This is a genomic window from Mesorhizobium sp. M1329, from assembly GCF_040318035.1.
Taxonomy (GTDB): domain Bacteria; phylum Pseudomonadota; class Alphaproteobacteria; order Rhizobiales; family Rhizobiaceae; genus Mesorhizobium.
In genome coordinates this window covers 40,079-59,067 of the sequence record NZ_JAMYLN010000009.1, presented here as the reverse complement: position 1 = coordinate 59,067, position 18,989 = coordinate 40,079, and the positions used below count along the sequence as shown (strand labels likewise).

General features: G+C 61.2%; 20 protein-coding genes. 18 read left to right on the top strand and 2 right to left on the bottom strand.

Features of this window, described 5'->3' with window-relative positions:
* Window positions 1-57 precede the first annotated feature (57 nt).
* Entirely contained in the window at window positions 58-2,844 is a 2,787-nt protein-coding gene (gyrA, locus tag NKH21_RS11515; RefSeq protein ID WP_352666535.1) for a DNA gyrase subunit A, read from the top strand.
* Window positions 2,845-2,900: 56 nt separating this feature from the next.
* Here the strand turns inward: gyrA and NKH21_RS11510 are convergent, their stop codons facing one another.
* Window positions 2,901-3,053, bottom strand: coding sequence for a hypothetical protein (locus tag NKH21_RS11510; RefSeq protein WP_254817366.1), 153 nt, complete (start codon window positions 3,051-3,053; stop codon window positions 2,901-2,903).
* Between the two features lie 196 nt (window positions 3,054-3,249).
* Between NKH21_RS11510 and coaD the strand changes: the two genes are divergently transcribed.
* From coaD to NKH21_RS11470, 8 genes are all read left to right on the top strand, one after another.
* Window positions 3,250-3,750 carry a pantetheine-phosphate adenylyltransferase gene (gene coaD / locus NKH21_RS11505; protein WP_352666537.1) on the top strand — a complete coding sequence of 167 codons (501 nt, stop codon included), beginning with the start codon at window positions 3,250-3,252 and terminating at the stop codon, window positions 3,748-3,750.
* Window positions 3,751-3,825: 75 nt separating this feature from the next.
* Complete coding sequence (locus NKH21_RS11500) at window positions 3,826-4,416, top strand: peptidylprolyl isomerase (protein ID WP_352491575.1); 591 nt, start codon at window positions 3,826-3,828, stop codon at window positions 4,414-4,416.
* A gap of 29 nt (window positions 4,417-4,445) precedes the next feature.
* On the top strand, window positions 4,446-4,958 hold the full coding sequence (locus tag NKH21_RS11495; RefSeq protein WP_254817363.1) for a peptidylprolyl isomerase: 513 nt from the start codon (window positions 4,446-4,448) through the stop codon (window positions 4,956-4,958).
* Window positions 4,955-5,353: a hypothetical protein gene (locus NKH21_RS11490; protein WP_352666539.1), complete on the top strand. Its 399-nt coding sequence runs from the start codon at window positions 4,955-4,957 to the stop codon at window positions 5,351-5,353. Before NKH21_RS11495 ends, NKH21_RS11490 begins: the two co-directional genes overlap by 4 nt.
* Before the next feature lie 12 nt (window positions 5,354-5,365).
* Complete coding sequence (gene queA / locus NKH21_RS11485) at window positions 5,366-6,451, top strand: tRNA preQ1(34) S-adenosylmethionine ribosyltransferase-isomerase QueA (protein ID WP_352666541.1); 1,086 nt, start codon at window positions 5,366-5,368, stop codon at window positions 6,449-6,451.
* A complete protein-coding gene (locus NKH21_RS11480) occupies window positions 6,441-6,710 on the top strand; it encodes a hypothetical protein (RefSeq protein WP_352448773.1) in 270 nt (89 codons plus the stop codon). Before queA ends, NKH21_RS11480 begins: the two co-directional genes overlap by 11 nt.
* A gap of 8 nt (window positions 6,711-6,718) precedes the next feature.
* Window positions 6,719-7,849, top strand: a complete 1,131-nt coding sequence (gene tgt / locus NKH21_RS11475; RefSeq protein WP_352666542.1) for a tRNA guanosine(34) transglycosylase Tgt — start codon at window positions 6,719-6,721, stop codon at window positions 7,847-7,849.
* Between the two features lie 66 nt (window positions 7,850-7,915).
* Complete coding sequence (locus NKH21_RS11470; RefSeq protein ID WP_352666544.1) at window positions 7,916-8,641, top strand: SDR family NAD(P)-dependent oxidoreductase; 726 nt, start codon at window positions 7,916-7,918, stop codon at window positions 8,639-8,641.
* Between the two features lie 12 nt (window positions 8,642-8,653).
* Here the strand turns inward: NKH21_RS11470 and NKH21_RS11465 are convergent, their stop codons facing one another.
* Entirely contained in the window at window positions 8,654-9,073 is a 420-nt protein-coding gene (locus NKH21_RS11465) for a DUF4864 domain-containing protein (protein WP_352666546.1), read from the bottom strand.
* A gap of 241 nt (window positions 9,074-9,314) precedes the next feature.
* Here NKH21_RS11465 and NKH21_RS11460 point away from each other — a divergent pair, with 241 nt between their 5' ends.
* From NKH21_RS11460 to NKH21_RS11420, 9 genes are all read left to right on the top strand, one after another.
* The gene (locus tag NKH21_RS11460) at window positions 9,315-9,551 is read left to right on the top strand and encodes an Lrp/AsnC ligand binding domain-containing protein (RefSeq protein WP_023674883.1); all 237 of its coding nucleotides are present in this window, start codon (window positions 9,315-9,317) and stop codon (window positions 9,549-9,551) included.
* 172 nt (window positions 9,552-9,723) lie between these two features.
* Window positions 9,724-11,136: a circularly permuted type 2 ATP-grasp protein gene (locus NKH21_RS11455; RefSeq protein WP_352666547.1), complete on the top strand. Its 1,413-nt coding sequence runs from the start codon at window positions 9,724-9,726 to the stop codon at window positions 11,134-11,136.
* 145 nt (window positions 11,137-11,281) lie between these two features.
* A complete protein-coding gene (locus NKH21_RS11450) occupies window positions 11,282-12,223 on the top strand; it encodes an alpha-E domain-containing protein (RefSeq protein ID WP_352666548.1) in 942 nt (313 codons plus the stop codon).
* Window positions 12,224-12,284: 61 nt separating this feature from the next.
* Window positions 12,285-13,079, top strand: a complete 795-nt coding sequence (locus NKH21_RS11445; RefSeq protein WP_352666549.1) for a transglutaminase family protein — start codon at window positions 12,285-12,287, stop codon at window positions 13,077-13,079.
* Window positions 13,080-13,110: 31 nt separating this feature from the next.
* Window positions 13,111-13,842, top strand: coding sequence for a proteasome-type protease (locus tag NKH21_RS11440; RefSeq protein ID WP_352448780.1), 732 nt, complete (start codon window positions 13,111-13,113; stop codon window positions 13,840-13,842).
* Window positions 13,843-13,900: 58 nt separating this feature from the next.
* Entirely contained in the window at window positions 13,901-15,313 is a 1,413-nt protein-coding gene (locus NKH21_RS11435) for a pyridoxal phosphate-dependent decarboxylase family protein (protein ID WP_352666552.1), read from the top strand.
* Window positions 15,314-15,441: 128 nt separating this feature from the next.
* A complete protein-coding gene (locus tag NKH21_RS11430) occupies window positions 15,442-16,209 on the top strand; it encodes a DeoR/GlpR family DNA-binding transcription regulator (protein ID WP_023674889.1) in 768 nt (255 codons plus the stop codon).
* Window positions 16,210-16,334: 125 nt separating this feature from the next.
* Window positions 16,335-17,861 (top strand): glycerol-3-phosphate dehydrogenase, encoded by a 1,527-nt coding sequence (gene glpD, locus NKH21_RS11425; RefSeq protein ID WP_352666554.1) that lies wholly within the window; start codon window positions 16,335-16,337, stop codon window positions 17,859-17,861.
* Between the two features lie 39 nt (window positions 17,862-17,900).
* The gene (locus NKH21_RS11420) at window positions 17,901-18,980 is read left to right on the top strand and encodes an ABC transporter ATP-binding protein (RefSeq protein ID WP_352666556.1); all 1,080 of its coding nucleotides are present in this window, start codon (window positions 17,901-17,903) and stop codon (window positions 18,978-18,980) included.
* Window positions 18,981-18,989: the final 9 nt, after the last annotated feature.

Here is an 18,989-nt window from a genome sequence, read left to right as displayed (position 1 = left end):
TTCGGGCCGGCTTCCTATATAAGCACCAAGTGATTCCTGATTAGATTGTGATCCGATTTGACCGACCAAAAGACACCGCGCGGCGCCGACGGCGGCCCCACCGGCATCGAGCCGATATCCATCATTGAGGAGATGCAGCGCTCCTATCTCGATTACGCCATGAGCGTGATCGTCAGCCGTGCGCTGCCGGACGTGCGCGACGGCCTCAAGCCGGTGCATCGCCGCATCCTCTACGCCGCCTATGAGAGCGGCTATCACTGGAACCGCAAATATGTGAAATCGGCACGCCCGGTCGCCGACGTGATGGGTAAATACCATCCGCACGGCGACGCCTCGATCTACGACGCTTTGGTGCGCATGGCACAGGATTGGTCGCTGCGCGTGACGCTGATCGACGGGCAGGGCAATTTCGGCTCGATCGACGGCGATCCTCCGGCGGCGATGCGCTACACGGAATCGCGGCTGACCAAGGTCGCGCATGAGTTGCTGGAAGACATCGACAAGGACACCGTCGATTTCCAGGACACTTACGATGCGTCGGGCAGCGAACCGAAAGTCCTGCCGGCGCGCTTCCCGAACCTGTTGGTCAACGGCTCCGGCGGTATAGCAGTCGGCATGGCCACCAACATCCCGCCGCACAATCTGGGCGAGGTCTGCAACGGCGCCATTGCCCTCATCGACAATCCGGCGATCGACCTTCCGGCGCTGATGGAGATCATTCCGGGGCCGGATTTCCCGACCGGCGGCATCGTGCTTGGCCGTTCCGGCATCTACAGCGCCTATTCGACCGGCCGCGGCTCCATCGTCATGCGCGGCCGCGTCAACGTCGAGGCGCGCGGCAACGACCGTGAATCGATCGTCATCACCGAGGTTCCCTATCAGGTGAACAAGGCGTCGATGATCGAGAAGATGGCCGAACTGGTGCGCGACAAGCGCATCGAAGGCATTTCCGACATTCGCGACGAGAGCGACCGCCAGGGCTACCGCGTCGTCATCGAGCTGAAGCGCGACGCGGTCGCCGATGTCATCCTCAACCAGCTTTACCGCTTCACGCCGCTGCAGACGTCGTTCGGCGCCAATATGGTGGCGCTGAACGGCGGCAAGCCGGAATTGCTGACGCTGACCGACATGCTGAAGGCGTTCGTCGCCTTCCGTGAAGAGGTGATCAGCCGGCGCACGAAATTCCTGCTGCGCAAGGCGCGCGACCGTGCCCATGTGCTGGTCGGCCTTGCCATCGCCGTTGCCAACATCGATGAAGTCATCAAGCTGATCCGCACGGCGCCAGACCCGCAGACGGCGCGCGAGCAGTTGATGGAGCGTCGCTGGCCTTCGGGCGACGTGGAATCGCTGATTCTGTTGATCGACGATCCGCGCCATCGCATCAACGAGGACGGAACCTACAATCTCTCCGAGGAGCAGGCCCGCGCCATCCTCGAACTGCGCCTGCAGCGCCTGACCGCGCTCGGCCGCGACGAGATCGCCGACGAGCTGAATACGATCGGCGACGAGATCAAGGATTACCTGGACATCCTGTCGTCCCGCGCCCGCATCCAGCAGATCGTCAAGGACGAACTCATCGCCGTGCGCGACGAGTTCGGCACACCGCGCCGCACCGAGCTCGCCGAGGGCGGGGCGGACATGGAAGACGAGGACCTGATCCAGCGCGAGGACATGGTCGTCACGGTCAGCCATTCCGGCTACATCAAGCGCGTGCCGCTGTCGCTCTACCGGGCGCAGCGCCGCGGCGGCAAGGGCCGCTCCGGCATGTCGACCAAGGAAGAGGATTTCGTCACCCGGCTGTTCGTCGCCAACACGCACACGCCAGTGCTGTTCTTCTCCTCGCGCGGCATCGTCTACAAGGAAAAGGTCTGGCGCCTGCCGATCGGCAATCCGCAATCGCGCGGCAAGGCGTTGATCAATATGCTGCCGCTCGAACAGGGCGAGCGCATCACCACGATCATGCCGCTACCGGAGGATGAGACGAGTTGGGGCGAACTCGACGTCATGTTTGCCACCACGCGCGGCACCGTGCGTCGCAACAAGCTGTCGGACTTCGTCCAGGTCAACCGCAACGGCAAGATCGCCATGAAGCTGGACGAGGAAGGCGACGAGATCCTCGGCGTCGAGACCTGCACCGACAATGATGACGTGCTTTTGACGGCAAGTTCCGGCCAGTGCATCCGCTTTCCGGTCAGCGACGTACGCGTCTTCCAGAGCCGCAATTCGGTCGGCGTGCGCGGCATTGCGATGGCCGATGGCGACCGGGTGATCTCGATGGCGGTGATCGAGCATGTCGATGCGCCGCCGGCGGAGCGTGCCGCTTACCTCAAGCGGCTGGTGGCCGAACGCCGGCTCGCTGCCGACATCGCGGCCGGCGAGGAGGAAGAAATCCAGCTCACCAATGAAGAGGTCGGCGAAGAGGCGGAGCTGTCCGACGAGCGGTATGAATTCCTCAAGGCGCATGAGCAGTTCGTGCTGACGGTGACGGAATATGGCTACGGCAAGCGTTCGTCGTCCTACGATTTCCGCCTGACCGGTCGCGGCGGCAAGGGTATCCGCGCCACCGACGTCTCGAAAACGGCTGAAATCGGCCGCCTGGTGGCGACCTTCCCGGTCGGCAATGACGATCAGATCATGCTGGTTTCGGATGGCGGTACCGTTATCCGCGTTCCAGTGAACGGTATTCGTTTCGCCAGCCGCGCCACCAAGGGCGTTACCATTTTCAATACCGCAGAGGGCGAGAAGGTCGTTTCGGTGGAGCGAATTTCAGAACCGCAAGCGGATGAAGAGATCGAAGAGAGTGTCGATGCCGAAGGTGGGGAGTCTGACGCTACCGTCGAGTGAGTTTGCCACGACGACGCCAGCCCTATGGGCCGGCGCTGTGAAGAAACCCCCGCAATCTAAAAGTGGCGATAAGGCTTGCGGTTGCCGAAGCCTTCGAACCGCTTGGTATTGGCCTTGGCGCGGACGCGCTGTGCTTCCTGATGCAACCCGAATACGGTAGCGATCAGCATGGCGACGGTCATTGCGGTGGCGAGCATGTAGATCAGCATGTGCGTGTTCTCCTGCGCCTAACAACGATTAGATGGGTGTTTGGTTTCATCTTCTGCAGCTGCAACTTAGTGAACACTGCGTGAAGCCGTTGTGAGCGGCACATTCATCTGTCGTTCACGTCGGCCAAAAGGTTCATGGGGAGGGCCTGCCGATCGGATTTGCCTTTAGGGGAGAGGCTCGCTAGAAGCACCTGCCATGACCGAACGCATCGCCCTCTATGCCGGCTCTTTCGACCCGCTGACCAACGGCCATCTCGACGTGCTGAAGGCGTCGCTGGCCGTGGCGGACACCATCTATGCGGCGATCGGCATCCATCCCGGCAAGAAGCCGTTGTTTTCCTTCGAGGAACGGGTCGATCTGATCGAAACGGCAACGAAGGCAGAATTCGGCAGCGACGGTGCGCGCATCAAGGTTGTCGCCTTCGACGGGCTGGTCATCGACGCGGCCAGGAAGCATGGCGCGTCGATCATGATCCGCGGCCTGCGTGACGGTACCGATCTCGACTACGAGATGCAGATGGCCGGCATGAACGAGACCATGGCGCCGGAGCTGCAGACGGTTTTCCTGCCGGCCAGCCCTTCAGTGCGCACCATTACCGCCACACTTGTACGCCAGATAGCTTCGATGGGAGGCGACATCCGCCCCTTCGTGCCGGCGGCCGTGGCCGGCGCGCTCACCGCCAAATTCGCGAAATAAATGCATGTCACCCAAAAGTGGAACCCGGCTTTGGGTAACGCCATGCATGAACGAAGATATTCGGAGAAAGATCCCATGCAGCTGAAAAAGCTTGCCTTCTTGCTTGCCGTGCTCGCCGGTCTTGTGACCGCATCCGTCTCGGCCTTTGCCGCCGATCCGGAAAACACCATGATCGTAACGTTGAAGGACGGTGACGTGACCATCGCGCTGAGGCCCGACCTTGCGCCGAAGCACGTCGCGCAGATCAAAAAGCTGGTGCGCCAGGGCGCCTACGACAACGTCGCCTTTCACCGCGTCATCGACGGCTTCATGGCGCAGACCGGCGATGTCAAGTTCGGCAACATGAAGAGCGGCTTCAATGCCGACGCCGTCGGCACCGGCGGCTCCGATCTTCCCGACCTGCCGGCCGAATTCTCCAGCACCGAGCACTACCAGCGCGGCGTGGTCGGCATGGCCCGCTCCGACGATCCGAATTCCGCCAATTCGCAATTCTTCATCATGTTCGCGCCGGCACCGCCGCTCGATGGCCAGTACACCATCGTTGGCAATGTCGTCAGCGGCATGGAGCTGGTGGACCACATCAAGAAAGGCGAAGCGGCGCAGAACGGGACGGTGACCGACCCCGATCGCATGATCAAGGTGCGTATCGCCGCCGACGGCAAGTAACCCCAATTGTTCAAAAGGATATTTCTGACATGGCCGAAATCAAGGACCGCGAGAACGCGCTTATCATGGACACGACCAAGGGCAAGGTCGTCATCGAATTGTTTCCAGACCTGGCGCCCGGCCATGTCGGCCGTATCAAGGAGCTGGCGCGCGAAGGCGCCTATGACGGCGTGGTCTTCCACCGCGTCATCGACGGCTTCATGGCGCAGACCGGCGACGTCAAGTTCGGCAATTCCAACAAGCCGTCTTTCGCGCCGTCGCGCGCCGGCACTGGCGGTTCCGACAAGCCCGATCTGAAGGCGGAGTTCTCCAACGCCAACCACGGCCGCGGTACCTGCTCGATGGCGCGCTCGCAGAACCCGAACTCGGCCAATTCGCAGTTCTTCATCTGCTTCGACGACGCCGCCTTCCTCAACCGCCAGTACACTGTATGGGGCCAGGTTATCGAAGGCATGGACAATGTCGACAAGATCAAGCGCGGCGAACCGGTGCAGGATCCCGACAAGATCGTGTCGCTCAAGGTCGCGGCCGACGTGAAATGACCGGCCGGGCTGTCGCGGCCATCGCATTTGTCCTCGTCGCGGCGGCCACACCGGCGCTGGCGACGGAATCGATCGTTTGCAGCGCCGACGGCGGCGCGGCATCGATCGACGTTTTGATGGGACACACGGCCGTCATTGCTGTGGCGCGTGTGTGGCTGGATGCCGGCGGCAAGACATGGACCACGGACGGACAGCCAGGCTCAACGAAAGTCATCGTTGGACAGGCATTCGAAGACGACGAGCGTATGCTTATCGACCTCACCGACGAAGGCATCAGCTCGATCGTCGCCAAGTTGCGGCTGGTCAAAGCCAGCGAGCAGTCCAGTTTCGCGATGGGCGGCACATTGAGTATAGACGGTGTTGGCGCCTGGGCGGTGAACTGCCCGGAACCTTGAGGCGGGGATTCCTTGCGCGTCGACCTTTTCGACTTCGATCTGCCGGAGGAGCGCATCGCGCTTCGCCCAGCCGAGCCGCGCGACAGTGCCAGGATGCTGGTGGTCAGGCCGGGTGAGGGGCTCGAGGACCGGACGGTGCGCGACCTGCCGGGCCTGCTCAAGGCCGGTGATGTGCTGGTCTTCAACGACACCAAGGTCATTCCGGCGCAACTGAAGGGCATCAGGCGGCGCGGGGAGGCGGCGGCGCAGGTCGAAGCCACGCTGCATATGCGGATGGCGCCCGACCGCTGGCTCGCCTTCATGCGTCCCGGCAAGCGCATCTCCGCCGGCGATCGCGTCCATTTCGGCCATGACGCCAATTCCTGCTTTCTCGGCCAACTCGACGCGACCGTGATCGAGAAGGGAGAAGGTGGCGAGGCGCTGCTCGGCTTCGACCTGTCAGGTCCGTTCCTCGACGAGGCGCTGCACGCCGTCGGCCACATTCCGCTGCCGCCCTACATCGCCTCCAAGCGTGACGACGACGAACGCGACCGCAGCGATTACCAGACCATTTATGCGAGGGAGGACGGTGCCGTCGCCGCGCCGACGGCAGGGCTGCATTTCACGCCGGAGCTGTTTGCGACGCTCGACCCCAAGGGCATAGAGCGCCGTTTCGTCACGCTGCATGTCGGCGCCGGCACTTTTTTGCCGGTGAAGGCGGACGACACCGCCGACCACAAGATGCACGCCGAAACCGGTTCGGTCAGCCCCGAGACCGCCGAGTCGCTGAATGCGGCGAAGGCAAAAGGAGGGCGCATTATCGCCGTCGGCACGACATCGTTGCGCTTGTTGGAGAGCGCGGCTGGCGATGACGGCAGGCTGGCCGCGTGGTCGGGCCCGACCGACATCTTCATCACCCCCGGCTATCGCTTCAAGACCGCCGATATGCTGATGACCAATTTCCATCTGCCGCGTTCGACGCTGTTCATGCTGGTTTCGGCCTTCTGCGGTTTGCAGACGATGCGCGCGGCCTATGCGCATGCCATCGAGAACCGCTACAGGTTCTATTCCTATGGAGACGCAAGTCTTCTGTTCAGGGAGGATAATGATGGACGATGACCTGGAAACCTTCGACCGCGAAGCCTTGATCGCCGAGGTCAGGAAACTGCGCGCCGGCATCCGCCAACACCGCGACGCCACCGGCCATGATCTGTGCTGGCATCATCCCGACCTGTGGTCGCTTTTGCCCGAAAAGACGGAGCCGGCGATTGCCGTGCCGCCGTGGCCAAAATTCATGCGCGGCTGCATCCGCTACCGGCAATCACTCGACAAGCAGGCTCCAGATGCGCCGGTATTCGACAAGGAGTTCGATGGCTAGGGAATTCAATGACTGCCGCATTCACCTTTAACGTGCTGGCGACCGACGGCAGGGCGCGGCGTGGCGCAATCACCATGCCGAGCGGGGAAATCCGCACGCCCGCCTTCATGCCGGTCGGCACGGGCGGCACGGTGAAGGCCATGTATATGGATCAGGTGCGCGGCGTCGGCTCGGACATCATCCTCGGCAATACCTACCACCTGATGCTGAGACCCGGCGCAGAGCGCGTGGCGCGGCTCGGCGGCCTGCATGAATTCGCCCGCTGGCCGTATCCGATCCTGACCGACAGCGGCGGCTTCCAGGTGATGTCGCTGTCGAAGCTGCGGAAACTGACCGAGAACGGCGTGACCTTTCGCTCGCATATCGACGGCGGCGCCTACGAGATGTCGCCGGAGCGTTCCATCGAGATCCAGGGGTTGCTCGATTCCGACATCCAGATGCAGCTCGACGAATGCACAGCGCTGCCGGCCAAGCAGAACGAGATCGAGCGTGCCATGGAGTTGTCGCTGCGCTGGGCCGAGCGTTGCAAGACGGCATTCGGCGAGCAGCCCGGCAAGGCGATGTTCGGAATTGTGCAAGGCGGCGACGTGCCTGATTTGCGGCTGCGCTCGGCGCAGGCGCTGAAGGCAATGGAGCTGAAGGGCTATGCGATCGGCGGGCTGGCTGTCGGCGAGCCGCAAGCGGTGATGCTGGAGATGCTCGACATCACTTGCCCGGAGCTGCCGGCTGACCGGCCGCGCTACCTGATGGGCGTCGGCACGCCGGACGATATCTTGAAGTCGGTGGCGCGCGGTATCGACATGTTCGACTGCGTGATGCCGACGCGAGCAGGGCGCCATGGCCTTGCTTATACACGGCGCGGCAAAGTCAATCTGCGCAACGCCCGCCATGCCGACGATCTGCGCCCGCTCGATGAGGAAAGCGACTGCCCGGCCGCACGCGACTATTCGCGCGCCTATTTGCACCATCTGGTGCGCTCGCAAGAGGCGCTTGGGGCGATGCTCCTGACCTGGAACAATCTTTCCTACTATCAAAAGCTGATGCAGGACATTCGTGCCGCCATCGAAGCCGGCACCTTCGAAGCGCGCGCGGCGGAAATTTCTGAGGGCTGGGCGCGAGGCGATATTCCAGCCCTTTGAGCAATGCCTTGCCAGCATGATTGACCGACTGGTTCGCGGGGCGCAGTGTCACGCAGAGGGCGTGTCATGACCGTGACATACGACTTTGGTGGCAAGACCGCGATCGTAACAGGCGGTGCAAGAGGCATCGGCAGGGCCGTGGCCACGAAATTGGCACAGGCAGGAGCCGACGTGTGGATATGGGATACCGATCCTATACCGGCAGACGGGACTCATAGTCAGATGGTCGACGTAGCCAAGGCGGGCGACGTAAGAAAGGCCCTGACCGAGATTGTCGCCAAGGCCGGACGGATCGACATTCTCGTCAACAATGCGGGCTATCTTGGACCTTACCTCGGCTTCGAAGCCTTCGACCCGGCCGAGTGGCAGCGCATTATCCGCGTGAATCTCATCGGCATGTTCGAGTCTACACACCAGGTTTTGCCAGTCATGCGAAGGGCAGGCAGTGGCCGCATCGTCAACATGGGGTCGCTCGCGGGCAAGGAAGGATTGCCGAACCTTGCGGCCTATTCGGCGGCCAGCGCAGGCGTCATCGCTTTCACCAAAGCCCTCTCGCGGGAAGTTTGCGACACCGACATCCGCGTCAATTGCGTCGCGCCCGGCCCAATCGATACAGATCTTATCAGGCGTCTCGGAAATGAAGTCGTCAGCAACATGATCGACGCCAGTCCCCTGAAACGGCTCGGGTCGGTACATGAGGTAGCGGCGTTGGTGTTGTGGCTCTGCTCCGACGCCAGCAGTTTCAACACTGGAGCGGTGTTTGACATCTCGGGAGGCAGAGCACGCTATTGAAGTCAGCCGGTCTCAGGTGCTGAGCGACGTGGACGCTCGCAGGCTGCAGCCGGTGATCCGAAAGCTGCCGTCAGGCTGTAGTTCGAGCGTGTAGACCGCCTCATAGTCCATGCCATCCGGGCCGACGATCAGCACCTGCTGGACGATCGAGGTCGGGCTCGTCTCGCGAACCTTGCCGAAGGAGTAGGTCTGCGGTTGGCGCACCGGCGGATAGCCTTTTGTCACCATGTTCATGAAGGTATCGACCGTCGGAAAGATGCGTTTCACATTCGGTGCGGCAAAGCTGTAGGCCGTCATTCCGTCATTGGCGATGAAGGCCCTCAACTGCCCATCGATGACCGTCTGCGCCGCTTTGACTTCGGCGTCGCCAGCAAAGGCCTGGGATGCGAAAATGAATGGAACGACTGCGAATGCGAAAAACGCGCCGCGCATGGCCTTTCTCCGTTGTCCCTGAGAAATCGCTGCCTGAAGGTACATGATACCATACGCTTTGCAGTGCTTCAGGGTTTCAGCCGAGCGCAAACATTCGGCGTGGCAGTCCGTGTCCAGACCGAGACGCATTGTCGAGGCGAGAACAGCCGGAGCGATTGCCGATGCTTGAAAGGCGAACGGCAGTCTGCCACAAGGGCCGCTCGATTATACCTAGAGCGTGCGATGTGAGCAGGACCAGGCAATGAAGGCATTTTTCGTGCAAATAAAGTGCGATCTGGGCAAGGCCTACGACGTTGCCAGCGCTTTGGCCGATGCCGAGATTGCTTCGGAAATCTACTCGACAGCCGGAAACTATGACCTGCTCGCCAAATTCTATGTCGACGACGAGGAAGACATCGGCCACTTCGTCAACGAGAAAGTGCAGATTCTTCCCGGCATCAAGGACACGTTTACGGTCGTCACCTTTCGCGCGTTTTGATCCGCATCCGGCATCTGCCCGGACACCAGGCAAAGCCTGATCAAGGCCCTATTGGTGCTGCCTTAATTTTAGGCAAGAGCGATATACTGATCGCCGGCGCCCAACAAATCACCGATTGCGCTTGATTTTCTCCAGCGAGGCCAGTGAAATGGCGCCACAGGGGAGTATGCGATTGGCAGCGTTCGACGAAATGCTTCCGGAAGTTTCCGGGCTGAGAAAACCGTATTCGGCTTACGATCGCTGGCTGAAGGAACAGGACCCGGCCAGGCTTACCGAGAAGATGCAGGACGCCGAACGCGTCTTTCGCAAGACAGGCATCACTTTCGCCGTCTATGGCGAGCAGGAAGCATCGGAGCGGCTGATACCCTTCGATATCGTTCCGCGCATCATTTCGGGCAATGAATGGCGACGGCTAACGCAAGGCATCGAGCAGCGCGTCCAGGCGCTGAACGCCTTTCTCGACGACATCTACCATCGCCAGGAGATCTTGCGCGCCGGCCGCGTGCCGAAGGAGTTGATCGCCAGGAACGAGGCGTTCCTGCCCGAGATGATTGGGGTGCGGCCGCCGGCCGGCGTCTATACCCACATCATCGGCGTCGACATCGTGCGCATCAGCGAGAACGAGTTCTACGTGCTGGAGGACAATGCGCGCACGCCGTCCGGCGTCTCTTACATGCTGGAGAACCGAGAGACGATGATGCAGCTCTTTCCCGAGCTGTTCCAGCAGATCAAGGTCCGGCCGGTGGAGAATTATCCGCAGCTCTTGCGCCAGTCGCTGGCGGCAGTGCGGCCGCAAAGCACCAAGGGCGCGCCGACCATTGCCGTGCTGACGCCGGGCAGCTTCAACTCAGCCTATTTCGAACATGCCTTCCTTGCCGACCAGATGGGCGTGCAGCTTGTTGAAGGACAGGATCTGCGCGTCGTCGATGGCCATGTCGCGATGCGCACGACCGAGGGCTACAAGCAGATCGATGTACTCTACCGGCGTGTCGACGATTCGTTTCTCGATCCGCTGACCTTTCGCCCCGACTCGGCACTTGGCGTGCCGGGCATTATGGACGTCTACCGCGCCGGCAATATCACGATCGCCAATGCGCCGGGAACCGGCATCGCCGACGACAAGGCGATCTATTCCTACATGCCCGAGATCGTCGAATTCTACACCGGCCGCAAGGCGATGCTCGGCAACATCCCGACCTGGCGCTGCTCGGAGCCGGACAGCCTGAAATACGTGCTCGAACACATCGACGAATTGGTGATCAAGGAAGTCCATGGGTCCGGCGGTTACGGCATGCTGGTCGGTCCGGCGGCGACTAAGAAGGAATGCGAGGAGTTTTCCAAAAAGCTCGCGGCAAAACCGTCGAACTACATCGCCCAGCCGACGCTGGCACTGTCGACCTGCCCGATCCTGACGGACAAGGGGCTGGCGCCGCGCCATGTCGATCTGCGCCCCTATGTTCTGGTTTCCGACCGTATTCAGATCGTGCCCGGCGGGCTGACCCGAGTAGCGCTCAAGGAAGGCTCGCTAGTCGTCAATTCCTCGCAAGGCGGCGGCACGAAGGATACGTGGGTGTTGGACGATTAGAGTGAGTGAATAGTGAATAGATAAGGGTATGTGTCGTTGATGTTGGTGAAATACCCCGAAGTGAAGCACGCGGCATCGTGCCCTGGAATCTGGACAGTCACCATTCACTATTCACCATTCACTATTCACCGCAGGACCGCCTGACATGCTTCTCGGCCGCACCGCCAACGGGCTTTACTGGATGAACCGCTATATCGAGCGGGCGGAAAACATGGCGCGGCTGGTGGATGCCGGCCTGCGCATGGCGCTGACTCGAACTCAGAACGCTTCGGAGGAGTGGAATTCGGTGCTGCTCAGCGCCGGTTCGGACACCACCTTCACGCAGAAATATTCTGACTACACCGCCGCCAATGTCGCCGATTATCTGCTGCGCGATACATCGAACCCGTCGAGCACGATGTCGTCTATCGAAACGGCCCGTAACAATGCCCGCATGGTGCGTACCGCACTGACGCGTGAAACCTGGGAAAGCATCAACGAAGCCTGGATGTCGCTGAAGCGGATGCTGGCCAAGCCGATCGACGAGCGCGACCTGCCCAACGCGCTCGACGCAATCAAACGCGAGACGGCGCTGATTCGCGGATCGTTCTACGGTACGATGCTGCGCAACGAGATTTTCGATTTTTCGCAGCTCGGCACGTATGTCGAACGCGCCGACAACACCGCGCGCATCCTGGATGTGAAATACTACGTGCTGTTGCCGTCGATCTCCTGGGTCGGCTCGACGCTCGACAACTACCAGTGGGAATCGATCTTGCGCTCGGTGTCGGCGCACCGTTCCTATCGCTGGGTCTATGATGCCGACTACAAACCGAGCAACATCGCCGATTATCTGATCCTCAACGTCCGCATGCCGCGCTCGCTGACCTTTTGCTACCGCTTCCTGACGGAGCATCTCAAATTCCTCGGTGACGATTATGGGGAGCGCCACGCCTGTCATGCAACGGCTGCCAAGACCCAGGCCATGCTGACGGCCGGGTCGATCAAGGATATTTTCGACGCCGGCCTGCATGAATTCCTGGCCAATTTCATCCGCGACAACACGAGGCTCGGCGACGAGATCGCGCAGGATTACAGGTTCTATTGAGCATGACCCCAAAAAGCGGAGACCGGTTTTCGGAAAAGCTCATGCTCCAGGGACGAGTGCGATGCGGCTGAAGATCACCCACCGGACCGAATACCGCTACGATGCGCCGGTGCATTATTTGTTGCAGCGTTTGCGGCTGCTCCCGGTGAACGGGCGCACCCAGACGGTACTGTCCTGGGCGCTGAAGATTGAAGGCGCACGCGAGGAAGTGCGTTTCACCGACCATTTCGGCAATGATACCCGGCTGTTGAGCGTCGAGGGCGAGCGCGACTTCATCACCGTCGAAGCTGCCGGCGAAGTGGTGACGCGCGACACTGCCGGCGTCTGCGGACCGCACCAGGGTTTCGCGCCGCTCTGGCTGTTCGGCCAGGAAACGCCGCTGACGACGATCGGCAGCGGCATTCGTGAGCTTGCTGCCTCGGTGGGCAAGGGCACCGACATTGAGAGGCTGCACCGGCTAATGGCCGTAATCGGCGAGCGTGTCGCTTATATACCCGGCACCACCAACGCGACGACGCCGGCCGAAGAGGCCCTGGCGCTCAAGACCGGCGTTTGCCAGGACCACAGCCATATCTTCGTTGCCGCGGCGCGTGCCATGGATTTCCCGGCGCGCTATATCAGCGGTTATCTGATGATGGATGCAGCGATCGAGCAAGCGGCAAGCCATGCCTGGGCAGAAGCGCATGTCTCGGGCCTCGGCTGGGTCGCCTTCGATGTCGCCAACGGCATTTCTCCCGACGAGCGTTATGTGAAGGTGGCGACCGGCCGCGACTATCGCGACGCCACGCCGGTGTCGGGAATTCGGCAGGGACAGGCGGAAGAACAGCTTGCGGTCACCGTCACCGTGGAGCAGTAATCCCCGGCAAGATTGTTGCCAAAGAGATTCGATGACCTATTGCGTCGGCCTGAAGATCGATCGCGGGCTCGTGTTCATGTCGGACACGCGCACCAATGCCGGCATGGATTCGATCTCGACCTTCAGGAAGATGCATGTCTGGGAAGAGCCGGGCGAGCGCGTCATTGTTTTGATGTCGGCCGGCAATCTGGCGACGACCCAGGCCGTGGTCAGCCTGCTCGACGAACGCACCAAGGCCGTGGCGGAGCGCCGTGCCACGCTGCTCGAAACGCCTTCCATGTACCAGACAGTGCGGTTGGTCGGAGACACCGTCAAGGAGGTCATCGCCAGCTCGTCGCCGGCTGGCGAAAAGGCGGATTCCTACTTCAACGCCTCCTTCATCCTCGGCGGTCAGATCAAGGGCAGCGCGCCGCGCCTGTTCATGATCTATCCGGAAGGCAATTTCATCGAATCCACCGACGACACGCCGTTCTTCCAGATCGGTGAGACCAAATACGGCAAGCCGATCATTATCCGCGCTTATGAAAAGACGATGAGTTTCGCCGAGACGGTGAAGTTGCTGCTGGTGTCGTTCGACTCGACGCTGAAGTCGAACCTGTCGGTCGGCCTGCCGCTCGACCTGCTGTTCTATGAAAAGGACACTTTCAAGGTCGGCCTCAAAAAGCGAATAACCCAGGACGATCAATATTATCGCACGATCTCGGATAGCTGGTCGAACGCGCTGAAGACCGCCTTTGCCAGTTTGCCTGATTTTCCCGAATGAAAACCTACGTTTTTCGTGCTCTTTGATGGCGGCTCGATGAGGCGCTACGGAGGCGAAGATGAATAGCGACGAATTCCGCGAATGGTCGCTGCGAGCGGCTGAATGGGGCGTCGACTACAGAAACAGCCTTCGGGAGAGACCGGTGCGGCCGCTTGTCGAGCCCGGCGAAATCTTCAAAAGCATCGATGCCGCGCCGCCGGAAGACGGTGAAACGATGCAGGCAATTTTCGCCGATTTCAAGCAAAAGATCCTGCCAGGCATGACGCACTGGCAGCATCCGCGTTTCTTCGCCTATTTCCCCGCCAATGCGGCACCGGTCTCCGTCGTGGCCGAGTATCTGGTTTCCGCGATGGCTGCGCAATGCATGCTCTGGCAGACCTCGCCGGCGGCAACCGAGCTCGAGACGCGGGTCGTCGACTGGATGCGGCAGGCGCTTGGTTTGCCGGAGGGATTTTCCGGCGTCATGCAGGATTCGGCTTCATCGGCGACGCTTGCCGCCGTGCTGACCATGCGCGAGCGCGCGCTCGACTGGCAAGGCAACAAGAGCGGCCTGCAAGGCCAGTCGGTGGTGCGGGTCTATTCTTCCGACCAAGTCCATACGTCCATCGACCGGGCGATCTGGGTGTCGGGCATCGGGGAGGCGAACCTCGTGCGCATTCCGGTCGCGGGACGCTTCCGCGCTATGGAGACGGCGGCTCTGGAAGCGGCGATCGTCGCCGACCGCGAAAACGGCATGCTGCCGGCCGGCATTATCGCCAGCGTCGGCGGCACCAGTACCGGCGGCACCGACGATGTCGCGGCTGTTGCCGCGGTGGCGAAGCGGCACGGGCTCTACCTGCATGTCGATGCCGCATGGGCCGGCTCCGCCATGATCTGCCCCGAGTTCCGGCATTTCTGGGCCGGCGCCGAACATGCGGATTCGATCGTCTTCAATCCGCACAAATGGCTAGGCGCACAGTTCGATTGCTCGATGCAATTCATCCGCCAGCCGGAAGACCTCGTGCGCACGCTGGCGATCAAGCCCGAATTCCTCAAGACGCATGGCCGCGACGGGGTCATCAACTACTCCGAATGGTCGGTGCCGCTCGGCCGAAGATTCCGCGCGCTGAAACTTTGGTTCCTGCTGCGTGCGCATGGCTTGGAAAATCTGCGGAACATGATCCGCAACCATGTCGCCTGGAGCGAGAGCCTCGCCGCGCGGCTGGCTCGGGAACCGGATTTCGAGATCGTCACGGAACCGATGCTGTCGCTATTCTCATTCCGCCATCTCGCGGCTGCGGGAATCGACCTTGACGAGCACAATTTGCGACTGGTCAGCGCGATCAACGATGACGGCCGCATCTACCTGACGCAGACCCGGGTGGACGGGCAGGTGGCGATCCGGTTTCAGGTCGGGCAGTTCGAAACGACTGCGGCGGACGTCGACACTGCTTTCGAGGTCATCACTGAGATCGCGCGGGGCCTGAGTTGATAGCCTCGTCGAGATAGCGCCGGAGCTTTTCTCTCTGCAGTCGCCCGATTTTCATTAGCCGGCTCATACCTGTTCATGGCTTTCGTTTTCAGCTATAGACGAGAAAAACGAAAATGAGAGGTTGCTAGATGTATCTGTCGCCGCGTCATTCCGAAATCATCCAGATGGCCAAGGACCATGGCCGCGTACTGGTCGAGGAGTTGGCGACGCATTTCAACGTGACGCCGCAAACGATCCGCAAGGATCTCAACGATCTCTGCGACCAGCGGCTTTTGTCCCGCATCCATGGCGGGGCGTTATTCCCGTCCGGCATCGAGAACATGGAATATGAGGCTCGGCGTAAGATCGCCGCCGAGGAGAAGGAGGCGATCGGTCGCGCAGCAGCCCGGCTGATCCCTGACAACGCGTCTCTGTTCATCAATATCGGGACAACGACGGAAGCTGTCAGCAAGTCGCTGCTCGATCACAGCGGCCTGATGGTCATCACCAATAACATCAATGTCGCCAACAGGATGCGCATATATCCTTCGATCGAGGTGGTGATCGCCGGCGGTGTCGTGCGCGGTTCCGACGGCGGTGTGGTCGGCGAGGCGGCGGTCGATTTCATCAGGCAGTTCAAAGTTGATTTTGCGGTGATCGGCGCCTCGGCCATCGACCATGACGGCGCACTGCTCGACTTCGATTTTCGCGAGGTGAAGGTGGCCCAGGCGATCATCGCCAACGCCCGGCATGTGATCCTGGTGTCGGACCAGACCAAATTCGAGCGAACCGCGCCCGTCCGCATCGGCCATCTGTCGCAGGTCAACACCTTTATCACCGATCGTTGCGACATCCCGTCGGTGCGTAAGATCTGCCAGGAGGCAGAAGTTCAGCTGATCGAAACGTCGCTCTCCTAGAGATGCCGTCGCGGCATCTTCCGCCCAATATATTTCGTTTGACATTCGTTATCATTTCGAAATAATTCCGCTACGGTTTCGCAAGATCCCAAAAATGCTGCAATGCGAAATCGAGGGAGGATTCTTTGAGCGCATCACCGATTCATGACATTTTCGTCATCGGTGGCGGCATCAATGGCTGCGGCATCGCCCGCGATGCTGTTGGACGTGGCTTTTCGGTCTTTCTTGCCGAGATGAACGATCTGGCCAGCGGGACCTCTTCCGGCTCAACTAAACTGATCCATGGCGGCTTGCGCTATCTCGAATTCTACGAATTCCGCCTGGTACGCGAAGCGCTGATGGAACGCGAGGTCCTGTGGAGGAACGCGCCGCACATCATCTGGCCGATGCGCTTCGTGCTGCCATACGCCAAGGGGCTGCGTCCGGCCTGGCTGATCCGGCTCGGGCTTTTCCTCTACGACCATATTGGCGGGCGCAAATTGCTGCCGCCGACGAAAACGCTGGACATGGCCAAGGATCCGGCCGGCAAGCCGCTGAAGCCGCTGTTTCGAAAGGCGTTCGAATATTCGGACGGTTGGGTCAACGATGCCCGGCTGGTTGTGTTGAACGCCCGTGACGCTGCCGAGCGCGGCGCAACCATTCGAACCCGAACAAAGGTCGTCAGCGCACGCCGCGAAGGCAATCTCTGGACGGTCAGGCTTGAAAATGTGCGGACCGGCGATACCGAGGAGGTCAAGGCGCGGCTGCTGGTCAATGCCGCCGGCCCGTGGGTCGATCAGGTGCTGTCGGCCACCGTGGGCTTGAACGACGTGCACAATGTCCGCCTCGTACAAGGCAGCCACATCGTCGTTGGCAAGAAATTCGACGACCCACGCGCATATTTCTTTCAGAACAAGGACGGGCGCATCATTTTCGCCATCCCTTACGAGGACGAATTCACGCTCATCGGCACCACCGATCGGGACTATCCCGGCGATCCGCACAACGTCAGGATCAGTGACGCCGAGATCGACTATCTCTGCGCTGCGGCAAGCGAATATTTCGCGCAGCCGGTCAAGCCGTCGGATATTGTCTGGACCTATTCCGCGGTGCGGCCGCTCTACGACGATGGCGCCTCAAAGGCGCAGGAAGCTACCCGAGACTATGTGCTGAAGGCCGATGGAGGCGAGGGTGCCGCCCCGATCGTCAACGCCTTTGGCGGCAAGATCACGACCTACCGCCGATTGTCGGAATCAATGCTTGAGAAGATCGAGGGTTTTCTCGGCAAGCGCGGGAAGCCATGGACGGCAAACGCGCCGCTGCCCGGCGGTGACTTTCCCGTCACCGGCTTCGATGCCGAGGTGGCGAAACTGAAAACGGCATACCCGTTCCTCGATGCGCGGCTGGCCCGCCGGTTGACCCGGCTCTACGGCACCCGCACAAGGAAGCTGCTGGGCCTCGCTAAGTCGAACGTCGATCTTGGCCGCAACTTCGGCGCCGATCTCTACGAAGCCGAGGTGCGCTACCTCGTCGAAAACGAATGGGCGATGACTGCCGAGGATGTATTGTGGCGCCGGACCAAGCGCGGCCTGCGTCTCAGCCGTGAGCAGGCGGCAGTGCTCGACGAGTTCATGCGCGGAATAAGCCGGCAGCACGTAGCGGCTGCCGAATAGGGACGGCCGACTGATGCAGAAAGCCTGGGAGGAGGCATCATGCTTGAACTGAGAAACGTGACGAAGACGGTGGGTGCGGCGGAACATATCCGCGACGTCTCAATGACGCTTCAGCACGGCTCGCTCAACGTCCTGCTCGGGCCGACGCTCTCCGGCAAGACCAGCCTGATGCGGCTGATGGCGGGCCTCGACGTGCCGACCTCCGGCTCGGTCTGGTTCGATGGCAAGGATGTCACCGGCATGCCGGTGCAAAAGCGCAACGTCGCCATGGTCTACCAGCAATTCATCAATTATCCGGCGATGACGGTCTACGAGAACATCGCCTCGCCGCTGCGGGTGGCCGGCACGGATCAGGCAACGATCGACAGGGAGGTGCGCAATGCCGCCGCCCTTCTCAAACTCACGCCCTATCTCGATCGGACGCCTCTCAGTCTGTCGGGCGGCCAGCAGCAGCGCACCGCGCTGGCCCGCGCCATCGTCAAGAATGCCAGCCTCGTGCTGCTCGACGAGCCGCTTGCCAATCTCGACTACAAGCTGCGCGAAGAATTACGCGCGGAACTGCCGAAAGTCTTCGCGGCCGCCGGCACAATCTTCGTTTATGCCACGACCGAGCCGCACGAGGCCTTGCTGCTCGGCGGCAACACGGCGACGCTTTCCGAGGGCAGCATCACCCAGTTCGGGCCGACCATCGAAGTGTTCCGCAAGCCGGTCGATCTGGTGACGGCGAGAACCTTCGCCGATCCGCCGCTCAACACCATCGTGCTTGCCAAGAAGAGCCTGGATTTCCTGCTCGAGGGAGGCGTGAAATTGCCGGTGCCGGCCGAGCTCTTCGGCATTGCCGATGCGATCTATACGATCGGCTTCCAGCCCCATCATCTTTCCCTCGATCGGCCCAACGCCGCCGCAGTGCCGGTGCGCGCAAAGGTGACGATCACCGAGATCACGGGATCGGAAAGCTTCATCCATCTCGATTTTGCCGATGCCCGCTGGGTCATGCTGACCCACGGCATTCGCGACTTCGAGCCGGACGAGGAAGTCGAGGTGTTCATCGACCCGCGCCACATCATGGTCTTCGACGAGCACGGCCGCGCCGTGGCCGCGCCGAAGCTGGCGGCTTAGGAGGAAGCG

Bases quoted from the DNA above. Each gene is read 5' to 3' on its own strand.
- NKH21_RS11500 (WP_352491575.1), top strand. From the start codon at position 3,826: ATGCAGCTGAAAAAGCTTGCCTTCTTGCTTGCCGTGCTCGCCGGTCTT.
- NKH21_RS11445 (WP_352666549.1), top strand. From the start codon at position 12,285: ATGCGGCTGAAGATCACCCACCGGACCGAATACCGCTACGATGCGCCG.
- NKH21_RS11495 (WP_254817363.1), top strand. From the start codon at position 4,446: ATGGCCGAAATCAAGGACCGCGAGAACGCGCTTATCATGGACACGACC.
- NKH21_RS11435 (WP_352666552.1), top strand. From the start codon at position 13,901: ATGAATAGCGACGAATTCCGCGAATGGTCGCTGCGAGCGGCTGAATGG.
- tgt (WP_352666542.1), top strand. From the start codon at position 6,719: ATGACTGCCGCATTCACCTTTAACGTGCTGGCGACCGACGGCAGGGCG.
- NKH21_RS11450 (WP_352666548.1), top strand. From the start codon at position 11,282: ATGCTTCTCGGCCGCACCGCCAACGGGCTTTACTGGATGAACCGCTAT.
- NKH21_RS11420 (WP_352666556.1), top strand. From the start codon at position 17,901: ATGCTTGAACTGAGAAACGTGACGAAGACGGTGGGTGCGGCGGAACAT.
- NKH21_RS11510 (WP_254817366.1), bottom strand. From the start codon at position 3,053: ATGCTGATCTACATGCTCGCCACCGCAATGACCGTCGCCATGCTGATC.
- NKH21_RS11490 (WP_352666539.1), top strand. From the start codon at position 4,955: ATGACCGGCCGGGCTGTCGCGGCCATCGCATTTGTCCTCGTCGCGGCG.
- NKH21_RS11440 (WP_352448780.1), top strand. From the start codon at position 13,111: ATGACCTATTGCGTCGGCCTGAAGATCGATCGCGGGCTCGTGTTCATG.
- NKH21_RS11470 (WP_352666544.1), top strand. From the start codon at position 7,916: ATGACCGTGACATACGACTTTGGTGGCAAGACCGCGATCGTAACAGGC.
- NKH21_RS11465 (WP_352666546.1), bottom strand. From the start codon at position 9,073: ATGCGCGGCGCGTTTTTCGCATTCGCAGTCGTTCCATTCATTTTCGCA.
- NKH21_RS11480 (WP_352448773.1), top strand. From the start codon at position 6,441: ATGGACGATGACCTGGAAACCTTCGACCGCGAAGCCTTGATCGCCGAG.
- NKH21_RS11430 (WP_023674889.1), top strand. From the start codon at position 15,442: ATGTATCTGTCGCCGCGTCATTCCGAAATCATCCAGATGGCCAAGGAC.
- NKH21_RS11460 (WP_023674883.1), top strand. From the start codon at position 9,315: ATGAAGGCATTTTTCGTGCAAATAAAGTGCGATCTGGGCAAGGCCTAC.
- coaD (WP_352666537.1), top strand. From the start codon at position 3,250: ATGACCGAACGCATCGCCCTCTATGCCGGCTCTTTCGACCCGCTGACC.